Annotated in this window: 17 protein-coding genes and 1 pseudogene; 6 read left to right on the top strand and 12 right to left on the bottom strand. The window is 72.6% G+C overall.

Going from position 1 to position 18,917, the window contains the following annotated elements:
- Nucleotides 1–11: 11 nt before the first annotated feature.
- The 3 genes from ACIRB7_RS03915 to ACIRB7_RS03905 all read left to right on the top strand — a co-directional run bounded on the left by ACIRB7_RS03915 (nucleotide 12) and on the right by ACIRB7_RS03905 (nucleotide 3,531).
- Nucleotides 12–1,577 carry a class I tRNA ligase family protein gene (locus ACIRB7_RS03915; RefSeq protein ID WP_403591863.1) on the top strand — a complete coding sequence of 522 codons (1,566 nt, stop codon included), beginning with the start codon at nucleotides 12–14 and terminating at the stop codon, nucleotides 1,575–1,577.
- Nucleotides 1,578–1,730: 153 nt separating this feature from the next.
- Nucleotides 1,731–3,062 (top strand): D-inositol-3-phosphate glycosyltransferase, encoded by a 1,332-nt coding sequence (gene mshA, locus ACIRB7_RS03910; RefSeq protein WP_403592493.1) that lies wholly within the window; start codon nucleotides 1,731–1,733, stop codon nucleotides 3,060–3,062.
- Between the two features lie 241 nt (nucleotides 3,063–3,303).
- Entirely contained in the window at nucleotides 3,304–3,531 is a 228-nt protein-coding gene (locus tag ACIRB7_RS03905; protein WP_403591860.1) for a hypothetical protein, read from the top strand.
- A gap of 147 nt (nucleotides 3,532–3,678) precedes the next feature.
- Here the strand turns inward: ACIRB7_RS03905 and ACIRB7_RS03900 are convergent, their stop codons facing one another.
- From ACIRB7_RS03900 to ACIRB7_RS03855, 10 genes and pseudogenes are all read right to left on the bottom strand, one after another.
- On the bottom strand, nucleotides 3,679–4,740 hold the full coding sequence (locus tag ACIRB7_RS03900) for a LuxR C-terminal-related transcriptional regulator (protein ID WP_403591857.1): 1,062 nt from the start codon (nucleotides 4,738–4,740) through the stop codon (nucleotides 3,679–3,681).
- 124 nt (nucleotides 4,741–4,864) lie between these two features.
- Nucleotides 4,865–5,941 (bottom strand): LuxR C-terminal-related transcriptional regulator, encoded by a 1,077-nt coding sequence (locus ACIRB7_RS03895; RefSeq protein WP_403591854.1) that lies wholly within the window; start codon nucleotides 5,939–5,941, stop codon nucleotides 4,865–4,867.
- A 96-nt stretch (nucleotides 5,942–6,037) separates the two neighbouring features.
- Nucleotides 6,038–6,481 (bottom strand): Fur family transcriptional regulator, encoded by a 444-nt coding sequence (locus tag ACIRB7_RS03890; protein WP_403591851.1) that lies wholly within the window; start codon nucleotides 6,479–6,481, stop codon nucleotides 6,038–6,040.
- 162 nt (nucleotides 6,482–6,643) lie between these two features.
- Nucleotides 6,644–7,537: an SAM-dependent methyltransferase gene (locus ACIRB7_RS03885; protein ID WP_403591848.1), complete on the bottom strand. Its 894-nt coding sequence runs from the start codon at nucleotides 7,535–7,537 to the stop codon at nucleotides 6,644–6,646.
- Between the two features lie 224 nt (nucleotides 7,538–7,761).
- A complete protein-coding gene (locus tag ACIRB7_RS03880) occupies nucleotides 7,762–8,241 on the bottom strand; it encodes a GNAT family N-acetyltransferase (protein WP_403591845.1) in 480 nt (159 codons plus the stop codon).
- 150 nt (nucleotides 8,242–8,391) lie between these two features.
- Nucleotides 8,392–9,303, bottom strand: a complete 912-nt coding sequence (locus tag ACIRB7_RS03875) for a M56 family metallopeptidase (protein ID WP_403591842.1) — start codon at nucleotides 9,301–9,303, stop codon at nucleotides 8,392–8,394.
- 137 nt (nucleotides 9,304–9,440) lie between these two features.
- Nucleotides 9,441–9,788: pseudogene (locus ACIRB7_RS03870) on the bottom strand (BlaI/MecI/CopY family transcriptional regulator); the annotation flags it as partial.
- Nucleotides 9,789–9,932: 144 nt separating this feature from the next.
- Nucleotides 9,933–10,214: a metal-sensitive transcriptional regulator gene (locus ACIRB7_RS03865; protein ID WP_189834861.1), complete on the bottom strand. Its 282-nt coding sequence runs from the start codon at nucleotides 10,212–10,214 to the stop codon at nucleotides 9,933–9,935.
- Nucleotides 10,215–10,253: 39 nt separating this feature from the next.
- Nucleotides 10,254–12,518, bottom strand: coding sequence for a heavy metal translocating P-type ATPase (locus tag ACIRB7_RS03860; protein WP_403591839.1), 2,265 nt, complete (start codon nucleotides 12,516–12,518; stop codon nucleotides 10,254–10,256).
- A gap of 245 nt (nucleotides 12,519–12,763) precedes the next feature.
- Nucleotides 12,764–13,051 carry a heavy-metal-associated domain-containing protein gene (locus ACIRB7_RS03855; protein ID WP_351217528.1) on the bottom strand — a complete coding sequence of 96 codons (288 nt, stop codon included), beginning with the start codon at nucleotides 13,049–13,051 and terminating at the stop codon, nucleotides 12,764–12,766.
- Nucleotides 13,052–13,234: 183 nt separating this feature from the next.
- Between ACIRB7_RS03855 and ACIRB7_RS03850 the strand changes: the two genes are divergently transcribed.
- The 3 genes from ACIRB7_RS03850 (at nucleotide 13,235) to ACIRB7_RS03840 (ending at nucleotide 16,040) form a co-directional block, all read left to right on the top strand.
- Nucleotides 13,235–14,215 carry a hypothetical protein gene (locus tag ACIRB7_RS03850; protein ID WP_403591836.1) on the top strand — a complete coding sequence of 327 codons (981 nt, stop codon included), beginning with the start codon at nucleotides 13,235–13,237 and terminating at the stop codon, nucleotides 14,213–14,215.
- Nucleotides 14,216–14,267: 52 nt separating this feature from the next.
- Nucleotides 14,268–14,957, top strand: a complete 690-nt coding sequence (locus ACIRB7_RS03845) for a copper homeostasis protein CutC (protein ID WP_403591833.1) — start codon at nucleotides 14,268–14,270, stop codon at nucleotides 14,955–14,957.
- A 174-nt stretch (nucleotides 14,958–15,131) separates the two neighbouring features.
- The gene (locus ACIRB7_RS03840) at nucleotides 15,132–16,040 is read left to right on the top strand and encodes an aminoglycoside phosphotransferase family protein (RefSeq protein WP_403591830.1); all 909 of its coding nucleotides are present in this window, start codon (nucleotides 15,132–15,134) and stop codon (nucleotides 16,038–16,040) included.
- 19 nt (nucleotides 16,041–16,059) lie between these two features.
- Here ACIRB7_RS03840 and ACIRB7_RS03835 read toward each other — a convergent pair whose 3' ends face one another.
- The gene (locus ACIRB7_RS03835; protein ID WP_403591827.1) at nucleotides 16,060–16,632 is read right to left on the bottom strand and encodes a dihydrofolate reductase family protein; all 573 of its coding nucleotides are present in this window, start codon (nucleotides 16,630–16,632) and stop codon (nucleotides 16,060–16,062) included.
- Between the two features lie 144 nt (nucleotides 16,633–16,776).
- Nucleotides 16,777–18,729 (bottom strand): HelD family protein, encoded by a 1,953-nt coding sequence (locus tag ACIRB7_RS03830; RefSeq protein WP_403592490.1) that lies wholly within the window; start codon nucleotides 18,727–18,729, stop codon nucleotides 16,777–16,779.
- Between the last annotated feature and the right edge of the window lie 188 nt (nucleotides 18,730–18,917).

The following is an 18,917-nucleotide window of genomic DNA, read 5'->3' as shown; positions in this document are numbered from 1 at the left end:
AAGGAGGTCCCATGAGCACCCCTGTCTGGATCACCGCGACCCCTCCCGCCACCCACGGCGAACTCCACATCGGCCACCTCGCCGGGCCGTACGTCGCCGCCGACGTCCTCTCCCGCTACCTGCGCGCCGAGGGCGAGGCCGTCCGGTTCACCACCGGCACCGCCGACCACGCCAGCTCCGTCGAGGTCCGGGCGCTGCGCCACAACCGCAAGCCCGAGGAGGTCGCGGAGGGCTACCGGGCCGCGATCACCGCCGACTGGCTGCGTTCGGGCGTCGAGTTCGACCACATCGTGCGCCCGCGCCGCGACAAGGGGTACGGACGCTGGGTGCAGGACCTCTTCGGCCGTCTCTTCGCGCAGGGCGTGATCGCCCCCCGCACCCGGCTCCTCCCGTACTGCGAGCCCTGCGACCGCTGGCTGTACGGGGCGCACGCGACCGGCACCTGCCCGCACTGCGGCGCGGTCAGCGACGGCGGCATGTGCCACGAGTGCGCCCGCCCCAACGACGGCGGCGACCTCATCGGCGCGCGCTGCGCCCTCTGCGACACCCCGGCGGTCGCCCGCCGCTGCCGCCGGCTCTACGTACCCCTGGAGCCGTTCCGGGAGACCCTCGCCGACTACTGGGCGACGGCCGGCCTGCCGCCGCGCCTCGCCGCCCTCTGCGAGTCGCTCGTCGAGGACGGACTCCCGGACATCGCCGTCGGGCACCCAGCCGAGTGGGGCCTTCCGGTGCCCGTCGAGGGCTTCCCCGACCACCGCATCGACGGCTGCTTCGAAGCCGCCGCGATGCACCTCTTCGGCTACGACACCAAGGGTCCGCTGCCCCGCCGCGCCATCCACTTCTGCGGCTTCGGACACTCCTTCTGCCACGCCGTGCTGCTGCCGGTGCTGCTCCTCGCGCAGGACGTCAAGCTGCCGCAGGACTTCAACGTCAACGAGTCGTACGTCATCGAGGAAGGCGTCCAGGAGGGCAACGTCTGGGCGCTCGACCTGCTCACCGAGTACGGCTCCGACACCCTGCGCCGCCACGTCCTCCAGGCCCGCCCGCTCGGCCGCCGCACGGTCTTCCACCGGGAGCGGCTCGCCGCCGCCCGCCGCGAACTGGACGAGAACTGGAACAGCTGGCTGTCCCGGCTGTTCGCCGCCGTACGGGAGGAGTGCGGCGGCCTCGCCCCGCAGGCGCTGCCCGGCGGCACCGGCTGGGACATCCTGGAGCGCCGGCTGCACCGGGGCGTCGACGACCTGCGCGAGGCGTACGGCCCCGATGCCTTCGACCCGCGCCGCGCGGTCGCCGTCCTCGACGAGATGGTCCGCTCGGTGGCCGACTTCGGTCACGTCAACGCCCACGAGCGGTGCCGGCCCAGCACCTCCTGCCGCCACCTCCCGGCGCTCGCCGCGCAGTTGGCGGTGGCCTCGGCCCTGGCGGCGTGGTCCCGGCCGGCGATGCCGGAGGGCGCCGACCGGCTCGCGGCGGCGCTCCAGGTGGCGACGGGCCGTCCGGTCGACTGGCACGCCCTGACGGCCCCCCTCCCGGGGACCCGCCTGGCGCCACCGTCGGGGCCGGTCTTCGGCTTCTGACCCACCACCACACCCGTAACTACTAAGCAACTAAGTACCTCAGTACGACACTCTCCGCCCCCTGCCGCGTGACCGTGCGCGCGCGAGCGACGCGCAGGGACACGTGGTCCCCCCTCCCTCTCTCAGGAGCCCCACGTGTCCCTGCGCGTCGCCATGCTCAGCGTCCACACCTCCCCGCTCCACCAGCCCGGGACGGGGGACGCCGGCGGAATGAACGTCTACATGGTCGAGCTGTCCCGCGCCCTGGCCGAACAGGGCGCCGAGGTCGACCTGTTCACCCGCTGCCGGGGCGAGGACCTGCCCCCGCTCGTCGAACTCGCCCCAGGGGTACGGGTCCGCCATCTGCACGCCGGGCCCCGCGAGGCGCTCCCCAAGGAGGCCATGCCGGATCTCGTCGTGCCGTTCTCGCTCGCCCTGCTCAAGGAGGAGCGGCGCTACGACCTGCTCCACTCGCACTACTGGCTCTCCGGACAGGCGGGCCGGATCGCCTCGGTGGGCTGGCGCATCCCGCTCGTGCACACCGCCCACACCCTGGCCCGGGTGAAGAACGCCTCCCTCGCCGCCGGTGACACCCCGGAACCTGAGCTCAGGATCCGAGGCGAATGCCAGGTGGTGGACGCCGCCGACCGGCTGATCGCCAACACGGCCGCCGAGGCGGAGGCGCTGCGCTCGCTGTACGGGGCGGAGGGGCCGCGCACGGAGGTCGTACGCCCCGGGGTCGACCTGCGGACCTTCCACCCGGGGGACGGCCGGGCGGCCGCGCGGGCCCGGCTCGGGCTTCCGGCGGACGCGTTCGTGCCGCTGTACGCGGGCCGGATACAGCCCCTGAAGGGCCCGGACGTGCTCGTACGGGCGGTCGCCGAGCTGCTGCGGGAGGCCCCGGACCTGCGCCGCCGGCTCCTCGTGCCGGTGGTCGGCGGGCACTCGGGTGCGACGCGCGAGGGGACGGCCTGGCAGCTCGCGGGGGAGCTGGGGGTGACCGACGTGCTGCGGTCCTGCCCTCCCGTACCGCAGGCGCTGCTCGCGGACTGGTACCGGGCGGCGGACGTCCTCGTGGTGCCCTCGCGCAGTGAGTCCTTCGGTCTGGTGGCCCTGGAGGCGCAGGCCTGCGGGACGCCGGTGCTGGCGGCGGCGGTGGGCGGGCTCTCGACGGCGGTGTGGGACGGGGTGACGGGGCTGCTGGTGCGCGGTCACGATCCGCTGGAGTACGCGCGGCGGCTGCGCTGGTTCGCGGCGCATCCGGAGGTGGTGGAGACGATGGGGGAGGCGGCGGCGCGCCACGCGCGCGGGATGAGCTGGCACGCGTCGGCCGCCCGGACCGTCGAGGTCTACCGGGCGGCGCTGGCGGAGACGCGCCGGCCGGTCTTCCATCCGGCAGGCGGCGCGGACGGGCCGGACGCGGCGGTGGGGCAGGGGCGGCGGCACGCCCCTGCCCCGGCGGCCTCTCTCTCCTGGAGGAACGAGAAGGCCGTAGCACAAGTCTAGCACCTCTTTTGGTTCGACCAAAGATATGGAGAGTCCCGGATGCGCCAATTCCGTTGCGGCTATGGCGCATTGACGCATCCGCGCCATGGCGGGTCCACGCAGAGACAATCCCTGGATTCGATTCGGGGGCCGGGCCAGAATGGAGATGTCTTCAGGGAGCGCCCGGCGGCACGGGACCCCAGAAGGCGGAATTGACATTCCCTTACCTGGAGGAAACATGTCTGCTGAGCGTGCCACTGGGATGCGCAAGATCGTCCGTCAGCTCGCGGTCGCGGCGGCTGCCTGTCTCTCCGTCGCCGGCGGCGCGGCGCTCGTGACCGCCCCCGAATCGGCCACCGCTTCCCAGCATGTGATGGCCGACGGCACGGAAGACGCCGCTACCGCGACCCCCACCCCCACCCCCACGCCGTCCCCGTCCAACGGGAACGAGTGGAACCGTGTTTCCCCGGCGCCGATATCTGCCAATTGAGCCGTCGGGTAAAAGGCTCCGTGGCCGCCCTTTACGGGCTGCCGCGGAGCCTTCCCTTGTGCATTCGCCGGAGGTATCCGCCGACCCAATTCCCCGCCGGATACGGCGGATTCGGCGCACTCGGGATGTCTGGCCTATTCGACGTCCTCAGTCGACCCAGCCGAGGCGATGGGCCCGCACCCCGGCCTCGAAACGGCTCGTCGCGCCCATCTCCTGCATCAGCTCGGACAGCATGCGGCTCACCGTCCGCAGCGACACCCCGAGCCCTCGCGCGATCTTCTCGTCCTTCATGCCGGAGGCGAGCATCACCAGCGCCGCCCGCTGCTGCTCCGAGAGCCCGTCGCCGCCCTGTTCCGGGGCCGGACCGTCCCCGTACGGCGAGGCGGTGTGCCAGCAGTGCTCGTACAGCGCGAGGTACGAGCGGACCAGGGCCGGGCCGCGGGCCAGCACCGCACCCGCCATCGGCTCCGCCGGATCGACCGGAACCATCGCGAACTGCGCGTCGGCGATGATCATCGTCATGGGCACGGCGGGGGTGATCCGCACCTCCACGCCCGCCTCGACCCGGCGCCGCAGCAGCTCCGACACCTCCGGCGTGGCGACGACCCGCTCGCTGTACATGGCGCGGACCCGCACCCCGTTCTCGATCTGTCGCCGGTCCCGGCTCAGCACCCGCTCCGCCACCTCACGGACCAGCGACGTCGGATGCATCGACGCCAGACCGTGCTGGATGACGTCGGTGATGTCCTCGAGGACCTGCTGAATCCGCCGGTAGTCGCTGAGCAGTTCCACGTCGGCATCCGAACGCGTCAGGGAACCGGCCCGCAGATACGCCCCCGCCAGGGTCTCGAGCGTGCTGTACGCGCGGTCCGCCTCGTCCAGGTGCTCGCGCAACTGCTCGCGCTCGCGGGACAGCAGCCGCAGCATCGCGATCTCCGGGTCGATCACCGCGACCGTGTCGTCGTCGTGGGGCCCCGCACCACCCTCGTGCTCCCCGCGGGCCCCGTGCTGGGCGGGGTTGGTCGGCACGATGAGCCCGAGCGCCGTCAGTTCGTTCCTACATCGCTCGTACTCCTCGGGCGCCAGCCTGAGTTCGGCGCCCACCTCGCCGAGGTGCGACACGCCCCGTTTGCGTAACTCCTGGTAGAGAACCACCACAGGATCGGGTGACCGCCGCTCTCCCGTACCGCCGCCACCACTGGTGATCATGGCGAAGTGACCCCCTGTTCGCTCGAGTCGCCCCCGCCCTCACCCTGTCATACGGCCAGGAGGGGTCCGTCATGCCGTCTCGCACCCATCGTGCGCCATGCGAACTCCTCCGGGGAGCCCCGCCCTACAGTCCGCGGTCGTTCCCCTCGTTGTCGAGCAGCCCGAGCCGAGCCGCCTTCACCCCCGCCTCGAAGCGGCTCGCCGCCCCCAACTCCTGCATCACCTCGGAGAGAAGACGGCTGACCGTCCGCAGCGACACCCCCAGGTTGCGGGCGATCTGCTCGTCCTTGATGCCGGACGCGAGCATCAGGAGCGCCGCCCGCTGCTGCTCGGAGAGCCCGTCGCCGCCCTTCTCCGCCGGATCCTCCTGGCCGTACGGGGCCGCCGCCGTCCAGCAGTACTCGTACAGCGCCAGATAGGACCGGACCAGGCCGGGGCCGCGCGCGAGGATCGCGGGGGACGCCGGGTCGTACGGATCGGTCGGGAGCATCGCGAAGTTCTCGTCGGCCAGCACCATGTTCATCGGGATCACGGAGGACAGCCGGATCTCCACCCCTACCGCTGTCCGCTCCTCCAGGTGCTGGGCCATCTCCGGCACCGAGGCGGCCCGGCGGCTGTACATGGCGCGGACCCGGATACCCCGGTCGGCCCACAGCCGGTCCTGTGCCAGCTCCCCGCCCATCTCCTCGCGGCGGACGGAGCCCGTGTGCATGAAGGACGCGGCCGTGCGGACCGAGTCCATCAGGTCCGCGAGGCTCCGCCGCGCCAGGCCGGGAACGTCGACGATCTCGACCTCTATCTCGGCGCGGGGGGTGGCGCCGGCCCGCAGGAAGGGCCCGGCAAGGGCTTCGAGGGCGGTGTGGGTGCGGCTGGTCGCGGCCAGTCGTTCCTGGAGCCGGTCACGCTCCCGGCGCAGCAGCCGCAGCAGGGCGACATCGGGGTCGACGACGGTACGCACCCGGGGCGCTCCGGGTCCGGCCGGCTCAGCGGCCTGTGCCGCGGCCTGTTCCTCGGCCGGTTCCTCTGGTTCGGTCAGTCCCAGCGTGGCGAGTTCGTCCCGACATCGCTCCCGCTCCTCGGTGGAGAGCTCCAAACGGTCCGCGACCTCGTCGAACGTGGCATCCGGGTGGATGCGGAGTTCCTGGTAGACCGCGAGAGCCTGGTCCCCACCGACACGCGGCACGGCGGTGTTTCTGGACACTGCGCAGCAGACTCCCCTCGGTCCACCCGGACCCGTTGAATCGCCCCGCTAGACCCTGCCACAAAATCGAACGACACGCACGGAGTTGAGCAGGGCTCAGACGGTGGCGGAGCTCGTCCCCGCGCTCGTACGGCAGTCGGGGCACAGGCCCTTGAAGACGACCTCCGCGTCCTCCACCCGCCACTCGGGCAGGGCGCCGCGGGGCGGGGCCGGCGCGGTCGACGCCACGTTCTCCACGCGGCCGCAGACCGTGCACAGGGCATGCTGGTGGGCGGGTCCCGAGACCTCGAAGACCGCGGGCAGGCCGGGCCGGTCGAACTTGCTGACCAGGCCCGTCTCCTGGAAGTGCCGCAGCATCTCGTACACGGCCTGGCTGGTCAGCGTGCCGAGCCGCTCGCGGGCGGTCGTGGTGATCGCCTCGACGTCGAGATGGCCGCCGGCGGCGAGCACCGTGAGCACTTCGAGGCGCGGGCCCGTGACCCGCAGCCCCACGTCACGCAGGCGCTGGATCACCGCCTCGCGGCCCGTCAGCTCTTCCACGACTGCCATCTTCTCCGCCCGCCCGCCCGCCATCTGGTCGGCTCAAACTTTTGTGGGCATCGTACCTCTTGCTCGTCAACCTCGGCAGGTGCTCTTCAGCCGTCCGTATGTCGTCGGCCGGCCGTCGGGCACGTCACCCCGGCAGTCCGGTACGTCGTCCGGTCAGTCGTCCGTCCTGCACACGAGCAGGACGGACTCGGTCCGCTCGTCGATGCGGTGCCGCCGCCGGCCCTCGATGTGCAGGCCCACCGAGTGCAGTTCGGCGGCGAGCCGTTCGGGGTCCACGATCCACTTGTCGGTGGTCAGCACGACCCGTTCCGTGGAGAGCTTGCCCGTCCTGGCCGTGTAGTACGTGATCCGCTCGCTCATCGACGGCAGGTCGAAGACCTGCCGGGCCACCACCCACTCGTCGATGCCGTCGAAGCGGGGCACCTGGAAGGCCCAGGTCCGCCGGGGCTCCGCGATCAGCCCCGGCAGCTGGTGCGCGGTGTAGTCGAGGGCGAGCGCGCCGCCCGACTCCAGGTGGGAGGCGACCTCCCGCAGCAGCTCGGGCCGCCGGGCCGGGGGTACGGCGGTGACCATCGCGCCCGCGAGCAGCGCGAGCCGGTAGCTGCCGTCGAGGCGCAGCTCGGTCAGGTCGGTCCGGTGGGTGACGACGAGCCCGGCCACCTGCGGACCGATCCGGCGGGCCCAGCTGTCGAGGCGCTCGAGGGCCGAGGCGTCCCGGTCCACGGCCTCCACGGCGAAGCCGTGCCGGGCGAACGGGACGGCGAGCCGCCCGGCGCCGGAGCCGAGGTCGAGGACGGGTCCGCCGGTGGAGCGGGCGAGGCTGAGGTACCGGACGATGTCCGCGCTGTGCGGGCCGAGCAGGGCGTCGTGCAGCCAGACGGAGCCCTCGTCGGCGGGGGAGACGGATTCGAGCCCGGGGAGGGTGTCCGAGGTGACCCGGATGCCGGCCCCGGGGGCGGGCTCCTGCTCCCGGACGTATCGGGACGGCAGGACCGGCGCGAGCGCTGCGGGCACGACGGGCAGGGAAGTGCCGCTCGGTGTGTGCATCGCTCCTCCAGGGGCTCGCTCGGTCCATGCCGTCCGGACGAGGTACCCGTGCCGCCGGGGACCGCGCCGCTGGACCCATCCTGACCTGGGGAGGGAACGCCGATCCACCGGATCGGGCTGCGTGAACACGCGATGGCGTGGATCTGCCACGCCCTTCTGGGGGGCTAAAGCGTCGGGGCCGGGAGTGCCAGGGGCCTGGAGCGCCGGGGCCTGGAGCGCCGGGCTTAGAGCGTCCGGCTCCAGCGCCTGGGCGAGAGGGCCTCGAACCCCAGGTGCGCGTAGAACGGCAGCGCCGGGTCCGACTCCGCCGGGAGTTCCACGCGCTGGGCCCGCGCCCCGTAGTTCCGCATCCGGTCCGTGGCCGCGTCGATCAGGGCCGTACCCACACCGCGGCGGCGGGAGCCGGACGCCACGGCCAGGGCGTACACCTCGCCCTCGCCCGGGACGGGGACACCGCCCGCGGCGACGCCGACGACCGTGCCGTCCGCGTCGGTCGCGACGAGCCAGCCGAGCCAGCCGGGCGCTCCTCCCGGAATTTCAATTTCCGCTCGTATGCGGGGGAGTGCGCATTGGGCGGAGATGAGCCGCCGCATCGGGATTTCGTCGAGGATTCCGGCGTAGCTGCTCCGAATGACGTCGGCGAGCAGCCTGGATATCGTCGTCGCGTCGCCGGCCGCGGCCGTCCGAACGCCAGCCAGCTGCATTGGTTTTGTACCCTTCGACGTGCCGAGCCAGATCCCCAACGTACCCACAATAGCGGTGAATTCAGTTGTCCGTGACCGATGCGAAATCTACGAATTCGCTTAGTAATTAAGGGCGTTCGGTTCGGAAGGGCGGTCGTTGAACCGAGTCAATTACCCGGGGAAGGAACAGCAGGCGACGACCAAGGGTGTCATCGCGAGGGTCGCCGACGTGATGGTCAGCAGGCCCCGGAGTACGGGATGCCCGGCGCTGTGCGGGGTGAGGATGCGCCGCATCCGCAGGGCCGCCGAGGGGCCGCCCGCCGCGAACGCCGACCGGGGCGCCCGCCCCGAGGCCAGCGCGTACAACGCCGTGGCCAGCGCGTCCCGCGTACACCGGCGCAACGCCCGGTCGTCCGCCGCCATTTCGAGCAGCAGCGGTACGGCCGTCCCGCCGTGCCGCGCGAGCGGGAGGCGCCGGAAGACGGCCGCGAAGGCCTCCGCCGCCGCGACCAGGAGGTGGTGGCGCCCCGCGATGTGCGCCCGCTCGTGCGCGAGCGCCGCGGCGAGCTGGGCCGGGGTCAGGGTGTGCACCGCGCCCGAGGACACGACGACCCGGCGCGAGCGGCCGGGCAGGCAGTACACGGCGGGGCGCGCGTCGTCGAGGACGGTGGCCCGGAGCGCGGGGTCGTACCGCCCGACGAGCCGCAGCACCCCCGCGTGCCTCAGCCGCACCCGCCGGGCCCTGACGAGCCGGCGTACGAACGCGGAGGCGGGCAGTGCGAGGACGGCGAGGGAGAGCGCGAAGGCGAACCGCTCGCGCCCGTCGAGGTGCAGGAGCTGGTCGGCCGTGGGCGGCCGGAGCGCGAACATCATGTCCGCGAGCCGGTGGCTGCTCTCGCCCGACAGGACCATCTGGGCGGGCAGCAGGGCGGTCGCGACCGCGAAGACGGCGCCGCACACGGCCCAGACGCCGAGGGCGAGCCGGGGCACCTGCTGGGCCCAGCGCGCCCGGACCACGAGCAGCGGCACGAGAAAGCCGGTGAGGGCGACGAGCCCGAGCGGGACGAGAGCGTGGTGATTCACACGCCGCTCCCGCCGCCGGGCCGGGGAGCGTGGCCACCCCCGGGCCGGGGAGCGTGGCCACCCCCGGGCCGGGGGACGTGGTCACCTCCGGGCCGGGGGACGTGGCCACCGCCTGGCTCCGGGTCCTGGTCGCCGCGGGCCGCGCGCAGGGCCGCGTCGAGGGCCTCCATGTCCTCGTCCGAGATGACCTCGACGAACCGCAGGAGGGCGGCGGGGCGGTCCTGGCTGTCACCGAGGGCGTCCCGCATCAGTCCGGCGGTGTACTCCTCGCGGCTGCGGACGGGCTCGTACAGCCAGGCCCGGCCGGCCTTCTCGCGGCGCAGCCAGCCCTTGCGGTGGAGGATGTCCGCCACCGTCATCACGGTCGTGTAGGCGACCCGGCGCCCCCGGTTGATGTCGTCGACGATCTCGCGGACCGTGGCGGGCCGCTGCCAGGCCCACAGCCGGTCCATGATCTCGGCCTCCAGCTCTCCCAGCCTGCGCACGTGCATCCCCTCCCCCTACGGGCGGCTCATCGTACGGGCCGCTTCCCCGGCCCAGGTATACCCCCCAGGGGTACGCTGGCGGGATGTCGACCATGACCGAAGGGCCCCTCTCGGGGCCCTTCGCCGTCTCTCCCCTGCCGGGGACTACGTCCGGATGAGCCGGGCGATGGCCTTCGACGCCTCGCCCACCTTCTCCTTCGCCTGGTCCCCGCCCTGCGCGATGGCCTCCGTGACGCAGCAGCTGAGGTGCTCGTCGAGCAGAGCCACCGCGCAGGACTGGAGGGCCGCGTTGATGGCGGACACCTGGGTGAGGACGTCGATGCAGTAGACGTCCTCGTCGACCATCCGCTGCACCCCCCTGACCTGCCCCTCGATGCGCCGCAGGCGTCTGATGATGTCTTCCTTGTGCTGTCCGTAACCGGCCACGACGGGCTCCTCGGAGATTTGGCGGGGAAGGGCGGGTCGTCAGCGGTCGGCGGCCTGGAAGCCCCGCAGGCGCAGGCTGTTGCCGACGACGAAGACCGAGGAGAAGGCCATGGCCGCGCCCGCGATCATCGGGTTGAGCAGCCCGGCCGCGGCGAGCGGCAGAGCCGCCACGTTGTAGGCGAAGGCCCAGAACAGGTTCGAGCGGATCGTGCCGAGCGTCCTGCGGGAGAGCCGGATCGCGTCCGCCGCGGCCCGCAGGTCCCCGCGTACCAGGGTCAGGTCACCGGCCTCGATCGCGGCGTCCGTGCCCGTGCCCATCGCGAGGCCCAGGTCGGCCTGGGCGAGCGCGGCGGCGTCGTTGACGCCGTCGCCGACCATCGCGACCGAACGGCCCTCCGCCTGGAGCTTCTTGACGACATCGACCTTGTCCTGCGGCATGACCTCCGCGATGACCTCGTCGATGCCGACCTCGGCGGCGACGGCCTCCGCGACGGCCTTGTTGTCCCCCGTCAGCAGGATCGGCGTCAGGCCCAGCGCACGCAGTCGCCTGATCGCCTCCGGGCTGGTCTCCTTGACGGCGTCCGCGACCTCCAGGACCGCACGGGCCTCCCCGTCCCAGGCGACCGCGATGGCCGTCTTGCCGGCCTTCTCGGCCGTGTCCTTCGCGGACTTGAGACCCGCGGGGAGCGCCATGGCCCACTCGTCGAGCAGCTTCTCGCGACCGACGAGGACCGCGTGCCCCTCGACGACGCCCTGCACGCCGAGACCCGGGATGTTCGCGAAGTCCTCGGGGGCGGGGAGCGTCCCCACCTTGGCGGCGGCGCCGGTGGCGACGGCCTGCGCGATCGGGTGCTCAGAGGAGTGCTCCAGGGCGCCCGCGAGCCGCAGGACGTCGGTCTCGTCGACGCCCTCGGCGGTGTGGACCTTGATGAGGGTCATCCGGCCGGTGGTGACGGTACCGGTCTTGTCCAGGACGATCGTGTCGACCTTGCGGGTGGTCTCCAGGACCTCGGGGCCCTTGATGAGGATGCCGAGCTGGGCGCCGCGGCCCGTGCCGACCATGAGGGCGGTCGGGGTGGCGAGACCGAGGGCGCAGGGGCAGGCGATGATCAGGACGGCGACGGCGGCGGTGAACGCGGCGGTGAGGCCCTGCCCGGTGCCGAGCCAGAAGCCGAGGGTGCCGAGGGCGAGCGCGATGACGATCGGCACGAAGACGGCGGAGATCCGGTCGGCGAGGCGCTGGGCGGCGGCCTTGCCGTTCTGCGCGTCCTCCACGAGCTTCGCCATCCGGGCGAGCTGGGTGTCGGAGCCGACGCGGGTGGCCTCGACGACGAGGCGGCCGCCGGCGTTCAGGGTGGCGCCGGTGACGGAGTCGCCGACCCCGACCTCGACCGGGACGGACTCACCGGTGAGCATGGAGGCGTCCACGGCGGACGAACCCTCGACGACGGTGCCGTCGGTGGCGATCTTCTCGCCGGGACGGACCAGGAAGCGGTCCCCGACCTGGAGTTCGGCGGTCGGTACGGTGACCTCGCGGCCGTTCTTGAGAACGGTCACCTCCTTCGCGCCCAGCTGCATCAGCGCCTTGAGCGCGGCGCCCGCCTTGCGCTTCGACCGGGCCTCGAAGTACCGGCCGGCCAGGATGAAGGCGGTGACGCCGGCGGCGGCCTCCAGGTAGATGTTCCCGGCGCCGTCGGTACGGGCGATCGTGAACTCGAACGGGTGGGTCATCCCCGGCGTACCGGCCGTCCCGAAGAACAGCGCCCACAGGGACCACAGGAACGCGGCGATCGTGCCGACCGAGATCAGCGTGTCCATCGTCGCGGCGCCGTGCCTGGCGTTCGTCCAGGCGGCCCGGTGGAACGGCCAGGCGGCGTACACGACGACGGGGGCGGCGAGCGTGAGGCTCAGCCACTGCCAGTACTCGATCTGCAGCGCCGGGACCATCGCCATCGCGATGACCGGCACGGCGAGCGAGACGGCGGTGATCAGCCGCTGCTTGAGGGGCCGCAGCTCCTCGTCGGCCCTCTCCTCGTCGGTGGGCCCTTCGTCGCCCGCCGCGGCCGTGCGCTCCGGCTGGGGCTCGGCGGCGGTGTAACCGGTGGCCTCGACGGTGGCGATGAGGTCGGAGACGTCGATGTCGGCGTCGAAGGTGACCTTCGCCTTCTCGGTGGCGTAGTTGACGGTGGCCTCGACCCCGTCCATCCGGTTGAGCTTCTTCTCGATACGGGCCGCACACGAGGCGCAGGTCATGCCGCCGATGGCGAGCTCGACCTGGGCGGTGCCCGGTGTCGTCGTTGTCATGACTCTCCTCTTTTTTGGGCTCGGTTCACCTCCGGGGCGCTCAAGCCGGGCTCACAGGGCCGACCGTGTTCGCCTCCCTCGTTCCTCGAGAGGCTCCGCGCGCTCGTCCCTGTTCTCCCGGCCGCGCCCCTTCGGCTCACTCGCCCTGGTGGCGGCCGCTCCTGAGAGGGTCGGGCCGGGGGGCCGGGGGGCCGGGGCCCGGGCGTGGTCGGGCGGGCCCCGGCGGCCGAGGTGGGGCGGGCGGGTCAGGCGGCGCGGCCGGTGAGCTCGTAGCCCGCGTCGTCGACGGCCGCCGTGATCGCGGCGTCGTCGGGCTCGCCGCCCGTCGTCACGGTCACGAGGCCGCCGGCGACGTCGACGTCCACGGAGATGACGCCGTCGAGCGCGCTGACGGACGTGGTGATCGCGGTCTTGCAGTGGCCGCAGGTCATGCCGGAGACGGCGTAGACCGTGACGGTGCTGTCGGCGACCGCGACGGCGGTGGTCTCCGCGGTGGTCGAGCAGCTGTTGTCGGGGGTGCAGCAGGAGCCCATGGCTTCCTCCTCGGTCGGTTCCACTTCACCGATACCCTCGGGGGGTATTCGGTCGTGAGTCCATGTATACCCCCCGGTGGTATCGGACGCAAGCGTCTCCCTGACTTGACTTGATACCCCCCAGGGGTATGGTGAAGTGCATCGGACGGTCACCACGACAACCGCACGTACGGGAGAGCAGTCATGAACACCGGAGTGAAGATCACTGCCTTTGCCGCCGCGCTCGCCGCGACCTTCGGGACCGCGTACGGGGTCGGCAAGGGTGTCGGCCCCGTCGAGGAGCCGAAGAAGACCGAGCACGGCGACCACGCGACCGCGCCCGCCCCCTCGAAGAGCGCGGCGGCCGACGGCCACGCCGGGCACGGCGAGGCCGCCACCACGGACACCGCGCCCGCCGCGAACCTCCCCGGCGGCCTCCAGGTCTCCCAGGACGGCTACACCCTGGCCATGGAGACCCCGACGCCCACCGTCGGCGGGAGTGTCCTGAAGTTCTCCGTCAAGGACGCGGCCGGCAAGAAGGTCACCGCGTTCACCACCGAGCACGGCAAGGAACTGCACTTCATCGTCGCGTCCCGCGACCTCGGCACCTTCCGCCACCTGCACCCCGTGAAGGCCGCCGACGGCACCTGGACGACCCCCGTCGACCTCCCCGCCGCCGGCGGCTACAAGGCCTTCGCCGACTTCAAGCCCGCCGCGCCCGGAGCCAAGGGCATCACGCTCGGCGCCGACCTCGCGGTCCCGGGCGCGTACGCGCCGAAGCCGCTGCCCGCCGTGAACCCGACCGCGACCGTCGACGGCTACCAGGTCCGGCTCGGTGGCACCCTGGACCCCGGCAAGGCCGGCGAGCTCCGGCTCACCGTCACCAAGGGCGGAAAGCCCGTCACCGACCTGGAGCCGTACCTCGGGGCGTACGGACACCTCGTCGCCCTGCGCGACGGCGACCTCGCCTACCTCCACGTCCACCCGAACGAGGGCGGCCCCGGCCCGGACGTCTCCTTCACGGCGACGGCACCCAGCCCCGGCACGTACCGTCTGTTCCTGGACTTCCAGCACGAGGGCAAGGTGCGGACGGCCGCCTTCACGGTCACCACGGGCGACGCGAAGGCCTCCGCCCCCGCAGCCGGTGAGGCCACGCACGGTGCGGGAGACCATGAGCACAGCTAGGCTGGTCATTGGACTAGACCTGTAGCTGTCATATATGGAGAAATGGGCTTCGATGAGCAACCGTGCAGTCCTTGAGGTGATCGCCCTCGACGAGCAGGACGCGGTCGCCGCCCAGTCCGGCGGCGCCGACCGGCTCGAACTCGTCACCGACATGGCGGCGGACGGGCTCACCCCGCCCCGGACGGGCTTCGCCGCCATCCGGGCCGCCGTCGACATCCCGCTGCGCGTGATGCTCCGGCTCGCCGACGGTTTCGCGGCCGGTGACGTCGACGCCCTGGTGGGGCGGGCCCTCGAACTGCGCGAGGCGGGCGCCGAGGAGTTCGTCCTCGGCTTCCTCACCCCCGACGGCGAGCCCGACCTGGTGGCCGTCGAGCGGCTCATCGCGGCCCTCGACGGCGCCCGTTGGACCTTCCACCGGGCGATCGACCGCGCCGCCGACCGCGACGGCCTCCGCAAGCGCCTCGCCGACCTGCCCGGCCTCGACACCTACCTCACGGCGGGATCGGCGACCGGCGTCGACGACGGCCTCGCCACCCTCAAGGCCGAGGCCGCCCGCACGGGCGAGCCCGGCTACGAGGCGCGGATCCTCGTCGGCGGCGGCCTGCGCCTCGACCACCTCCCCGAACTCCGCGCGGCCGGCCTCGACGCCTTCCACATCGGCGGCGCGGCCCGCCCCCAGGGCTGGGCGGCCCCGGTCTCGGCGGACGCGGTCAGGGTCTGGCGCGAGGCGGTCGACGCGTAACCGCGACTTTCCGGCGCGCGAACCCGGATCCGGACGAGCCCGGCGTCACGCGGACGACGCCGCGTGAACCCGGCGTCACGCGGACGACGCCGCGCGAACCCGGTTCCGTACGGACCCGGCGTCGCGCGGAAAACGCGTGGCCCCGGGCCCGGCGCGGTCGTTAGCCTGCCCGGCATGGCAGCCACCCCGACGCAACCCGGCGAGCTCGACATCGACACCGCGCTCGTCGGACGGCTCGTCGCCGGACGGTTCCCCGAGTGGGCCGGGCTTCCGGTGCGGGCCGTGGCCTCCGCCGGTACGGACAACGCGATGTTCCGGCTCGGCGACGACCTCGTCGTGCGGCTGCCCCGCGTCCCGTACGCGGCGCGCCACGTCGAGAAGGAACAGCGCTGGCTGCCCCTGCTCGCCCCGCACCTGCCGTTGGACGTCCCCGTCCCGGTCGGGCGGGCCGGGGCGGGCCCCGACTTCCCGATGCCGTGGTCCGTCTACCGCTGGCTCGACGGGGACGACACGTACGACGTGCCGCTCACCGACCTCGCCCATGCGGCCGTCGAGCTGGGCCGCTTCGGTGCCGCCCTGCGTACCGTGGACGCGAGCGGGGGCCCGTCGTCCTTCCGGGGCGGCCCGGTCACGGCCTGGGAGGAAGGCAACCTGCCGTCCGCCGTCCGTGGCCTCGGGGCCCACGGCCTGGTCGACACGGAACTGGCCACCGCGGCCTGGGAGTCGGTGCTGCGGCTCCCGCAGTGGGAGGGCCCGCCCGTATGGGTCCACGGCGACCTGCTGCCGGGCAACCTCCTCGGCCGCGACGGCCGGCTCAGCGCCGTCATCGACTTCGGCGGCCTCGGCACCGGCGACCCGGCCTGCGACATGATGCCCGCCTGGACCCTGCTCACCGCCGACACCCGCCCGCTGTTCCGCGAGGCCGCCGGCGCCGACGACGCGACCTGGGCGCGGGGCCGGGGCTGGGCGCTGGCCTGGGGCCTGGTGACCGAGGCCTACTACCGCGAGACGAACCCGGTCCTCGCGGCCGTCGCGCACCGCTCCCGCACCGAGGCCCTCGCGGAGTACGCGGCGGCGCTCTGACCCCTCACGACAAGCCGGGTCAGCGGACGACGTCGAAGATGTTCAGCTGCATGCCGTTCGCGTACGCCTCGTGCTCGACGAGCTTCAGCTTCTGCGTGTCCTTGTCCGTGCCGCTGAACAGCCGCTTGCCCGCGCCGAGCAGCAGCGGGAAGACGAGCAGGTGGTACCGGTCGACGAGACCGGCGTCCGAGAGCGCCCGGTTGAGGGTCGCGCTGCCGTGCATGATGATCGGGCCGCCCTCGGTCTCCTTCAGCGCGGCGACCTCGTCGAGCGAGCGCAGGATCGTGGTCTCGCCCCAGTTGTCGACCAGGCCGTCCTCGGCGAGGGTCGTGGACACCACGTACTTCGGCATCACCTTGTACTGGACGAAGTCCTCCATGTCCGGCCACACCCCGCTGAACGCCTCGTAGCTGACCCGCCCGAGCAGCATCGCGGTGGCCTCCTCCTGCTCCCGCCCCTTGATGGCGTACGCCTCCGGCAGGAACTCCATGTCCTTGAAGGTCCACCCGGCGTTCCGGTAACCGGCCTCGCCGCCCGGAGCCTCCATGACGCCGTCGAGCGAGACGAAGGCGGAGCTGATCAGGGTGCGCATCTGGGTTCTCCCGTTCGGTGTTCCATGACATGACCGGCACTCAGCAGCGCTGCTCAGCAGCCATGCTCAGCAGCAACTATCACCTAAGACCGGGACCTCCGAGGAAACTCATCGGTCACCCGCCGTATTTTCCCGCCGGGTGGGTCACCCCTGCGTCAACTGCTCCGGAATCGGCGCCGAGTGAATGATCGTCAAGCCCGACACGGCTCGGGTCAGGGCCACGTACAGGCGGCGGAGGCCCGTGCGTTCGTCGGGTTCGCCGTCGACGATCGCCGCCGGTTCGTCCAGGACCACGTAGTCGTACTCCAGGCCCTTCGCGAGCGACGCCGGTACCAGGGTCAGCCGGGACTCGGCCGTCGTCTCCTCGCCGGGGGAGAGGTACGCGAGACCGGCGGCCGTCAGCGCCTCCGCCAGCGGCGCGATCCGCGCGTTCGCCGCGATCAGGCCGACGGAACCCTCGTGGCCCAGCGCCTCGACACAGGCCGCGACGACGTCCGCGTCCAGCGCGTCCGTCGGGCGTACGGCGAGCGACCCCGGGTTCTCCCGTACGGACTCCACCGCCGCGAGCCCCGGCGACATGTGCGGAAGCAGCCGCGAGGCGTACGCGATCACCTCACGCGGCACACGGAAACCGGCGGTCAGCTCCTCCACCACGGCCTCCGGCTTCCCCAGGTGCCCGAGCGCCTCCGCCCAGCTCGTCGTCGCCCACGGCGTCGTCCCCTGCGCGAGGTCCCCGAGGATCGTCGCCGAGCCGGTCGTGCAGCGCCGGCCCACCGCCCGGTACTGCATCGGGGACAGGTCCTGCGCCTCGTCGAGGACCACGTGCCCGAGCGAGTGCGTCCGCTCCACCAGGTCCCGCGCCTCGTCGATGAGGACCGCGTCCGCCGCCGACCACTTCACCGTCTTCACGCTCCGCGCGGGCTTCGTCCAGAGCAGCAGCTTCTGCTCGTCCTCGGTGAGCAGCCCCGCCGCGTGCTCCGCCAGGAACTCCGGGTCGCTCAGCAGCCGGAGGACCAGCTTCGCGGGCTCCACCAGCGGCCAGTACTCCTTCACGACCGCCTTCACCGCCGTGTTCCGCGCCACCGCGTTCTGCACCCGGTCGTCGGGCGCCTCGCCCGCCTGCTCCATCCGGACGAGGACCGCGTGGGCGATGCGCTGGGGCAGCGCGTCACGGGCCGCCCCGTACCGGATGTCACGGTCCATCAGTTCCCGTACGATCTCCTCCAGTTCGTGCGCGGGCACCCGCCAGCGGCGCGACCCCCGCACCACCATCAGGGGCTCCTTCGGCAGCGCCACGTGCGAGCGCACCGCCCGCCGCAGCACCTCCGCCATCCGGGCGTCGCCCTTCACGACCGCCGTCGCCGCCTCGTCCGTCCCCCGCACCTCGACGTACGCGACGAGATCGTCGACGGTCGCCTGGCTGACCTCCAACTCGCCCAGGGCGGGCAGGACTTGCTCGATGTAGTGGAGGAAGGACCGGTTCGGCCCGATGACGAGGGTGCCGGTGCGGGCGAGCCGCTCCCGGTGGGCGTAGAGGAGGTACGCGACGCGGTGCAGACCCACGGCCGTCTTTCCGGTACCGGGGCCTCCCTGCACGCACACCGTCCCCGACAGGCCGGAGCGGACGATCCCGTCCTGCTCCGGCTGGATCGTGGCGACGATGTCCCGCATCGGACCGACGCGGGGCCGCTCGATCTCCGCCTGGAGCAGCCGGCTGGTCGTCTCCAGCTCCGCCGGGTCGGAGAGGTGCTCGTCCTCGTACGCGGTGAGCTCGCCGCCCGTGTACCCGAAGCGGCGGCGGAGCCCGACGTCCTGCGGGTCCTTCTTCGACGCCTGGTAGTACGGCTGCGAGACCGGCGCACGCCAGTCGATCACCATCGGGTCGCCGTCGGCGTCATGGACGTGCCGCCGCCCGATGTAGAAGCGCTGCCCCTCCTGCGTGGTGTGCAGGTAGTCGAGCCGCCCGAAGAACAGCGGGGTGCCGGAGAGGTCGGCGAGCGCCTTGATGCGGTCCTCGATCTGCCGCCCGAGCACGACCGAGTTGACCCAGTTCGCCGTGACGTTCGTGATGTCGAGCGCCTCGACGTCCTCCCGCATCGCGCGCAGGGCGGCACGCGAGGAGGTCAGATGGGCGCGCTCATGGCCGAGCGGATCGGCGTCGGGCGCGGAATCGGATACGGGCACGGGCACAGACGCGGACACGGTGAAGCCTCCGGGCAGGTGGATACGCGGACACGACGAGGTGGCCGCCGGTTTCCGGCCGGGCGGCGGCTCTCCACGGGGGA

Origin of the sequence: Streptomyces sp. NPDC093795 (assembly GCF_044764665.1) — a bacterium.
Taxonomy (GTDB): Bacteria; Actinomycetota; Actinomycetes; order Streptomycetales; family Streptomycetaceae; genus Streptomyces.
Note: the sequence above shows the minus strand (reverse complement) of the source record. Positions and strands in the feature narration are given on the sequence as shown.

Coding starts and splice junctions, on each gene's coding strand:
- ACIRB7_RS03880 (WP_403591845.1), bottom strand. CDS start 8,241: ATGCAGCTGGCTGGCGTTCGGACGGCCGCGGCCGGCGACGCGACGACG.
- ACIRB7_RS03830 (WP_403592490.1), bottom strand. CDS start 18,729: ATGCGGGAGGACGTCGAGGCGCTCGACATCACGAACGTCACGGCGAAC.
- ACIRB7_RS03850 (WP_403591836.1), top strand. CDS start 13,235: ATGAACACCGGAGTGAAGATCACTGCCTTTGCCGCCGCGCTCGCCGCG.
- mshA (WP_403592493.1), top strand. CDS start 1,731: ATGCTCAGCGTCCACACCTCCCCGCTCCACCAGCCCGGGACGGGGGAC.
- ACIRB7_RS03840 (WP_403591830.1), top strand. CDS start 15,132: ATGGCAGCCACCCCGACGCAACCCGGCGAGCTCGACATCGACACCGCG.
- ACIRB7_RS03860 (WP_403591839.1), bottom strand. CDS start 12,518: ATGACAACGACGACACCGGGCACCGCCCAGGTCGAGCTCGCCATCGGC.
- ACIRB7_RS03835 (WP_403591827.1), bottom strand. CDS start 16,632: ATGCGCACCCTGATCAGCTCCGCCTTCGTCTCGCTCGACGGCGTCATG.
- ACIRB7_RS03915 (WP_403591863.1), top strand. CDS start 12: ATGAGCACCCCTGTCTGGATCACCGCGACCCCTCCCGCCACCCACGGC.
- ACIRB7_RS03885 (WP_403591848.1), bottom strand. CDS start 7,537: ATGCACACACCGAGCGGCACTTCCCTGCCCGTCGTGCCCGCAGCGCTC.
- ACIRB7_RS03845 (WP_403591833.1), top strand. CDS start 14,268: ATGAGCAACCGTGCAGTCCTTGAGGTGATCGCCCTCGACGAGCAGGAC.
- ACIRB7_RS03905 (WP_403591860.1), top strand. CDS start 3,304: ATGCGCAAGATCGTCCGTCAGCTCGCGGTCGCGGCGGCTGCCTGTCTC.
- ACIRB7_RS03855 (WP_351217528.1), bottom strand. CDS start 13,051: ATGGGCTCCTGCTGCACCCCCGACAACAGCTGCTCGACCACCGCGGAG.
- ACIRB7_RS03900 (WP_403591857.1), bottom strand. CDS start 4,740: ATGATCACCAGTGGTGGCGGCGGTACGGGAGAGCGGCGGTCACCCGAT.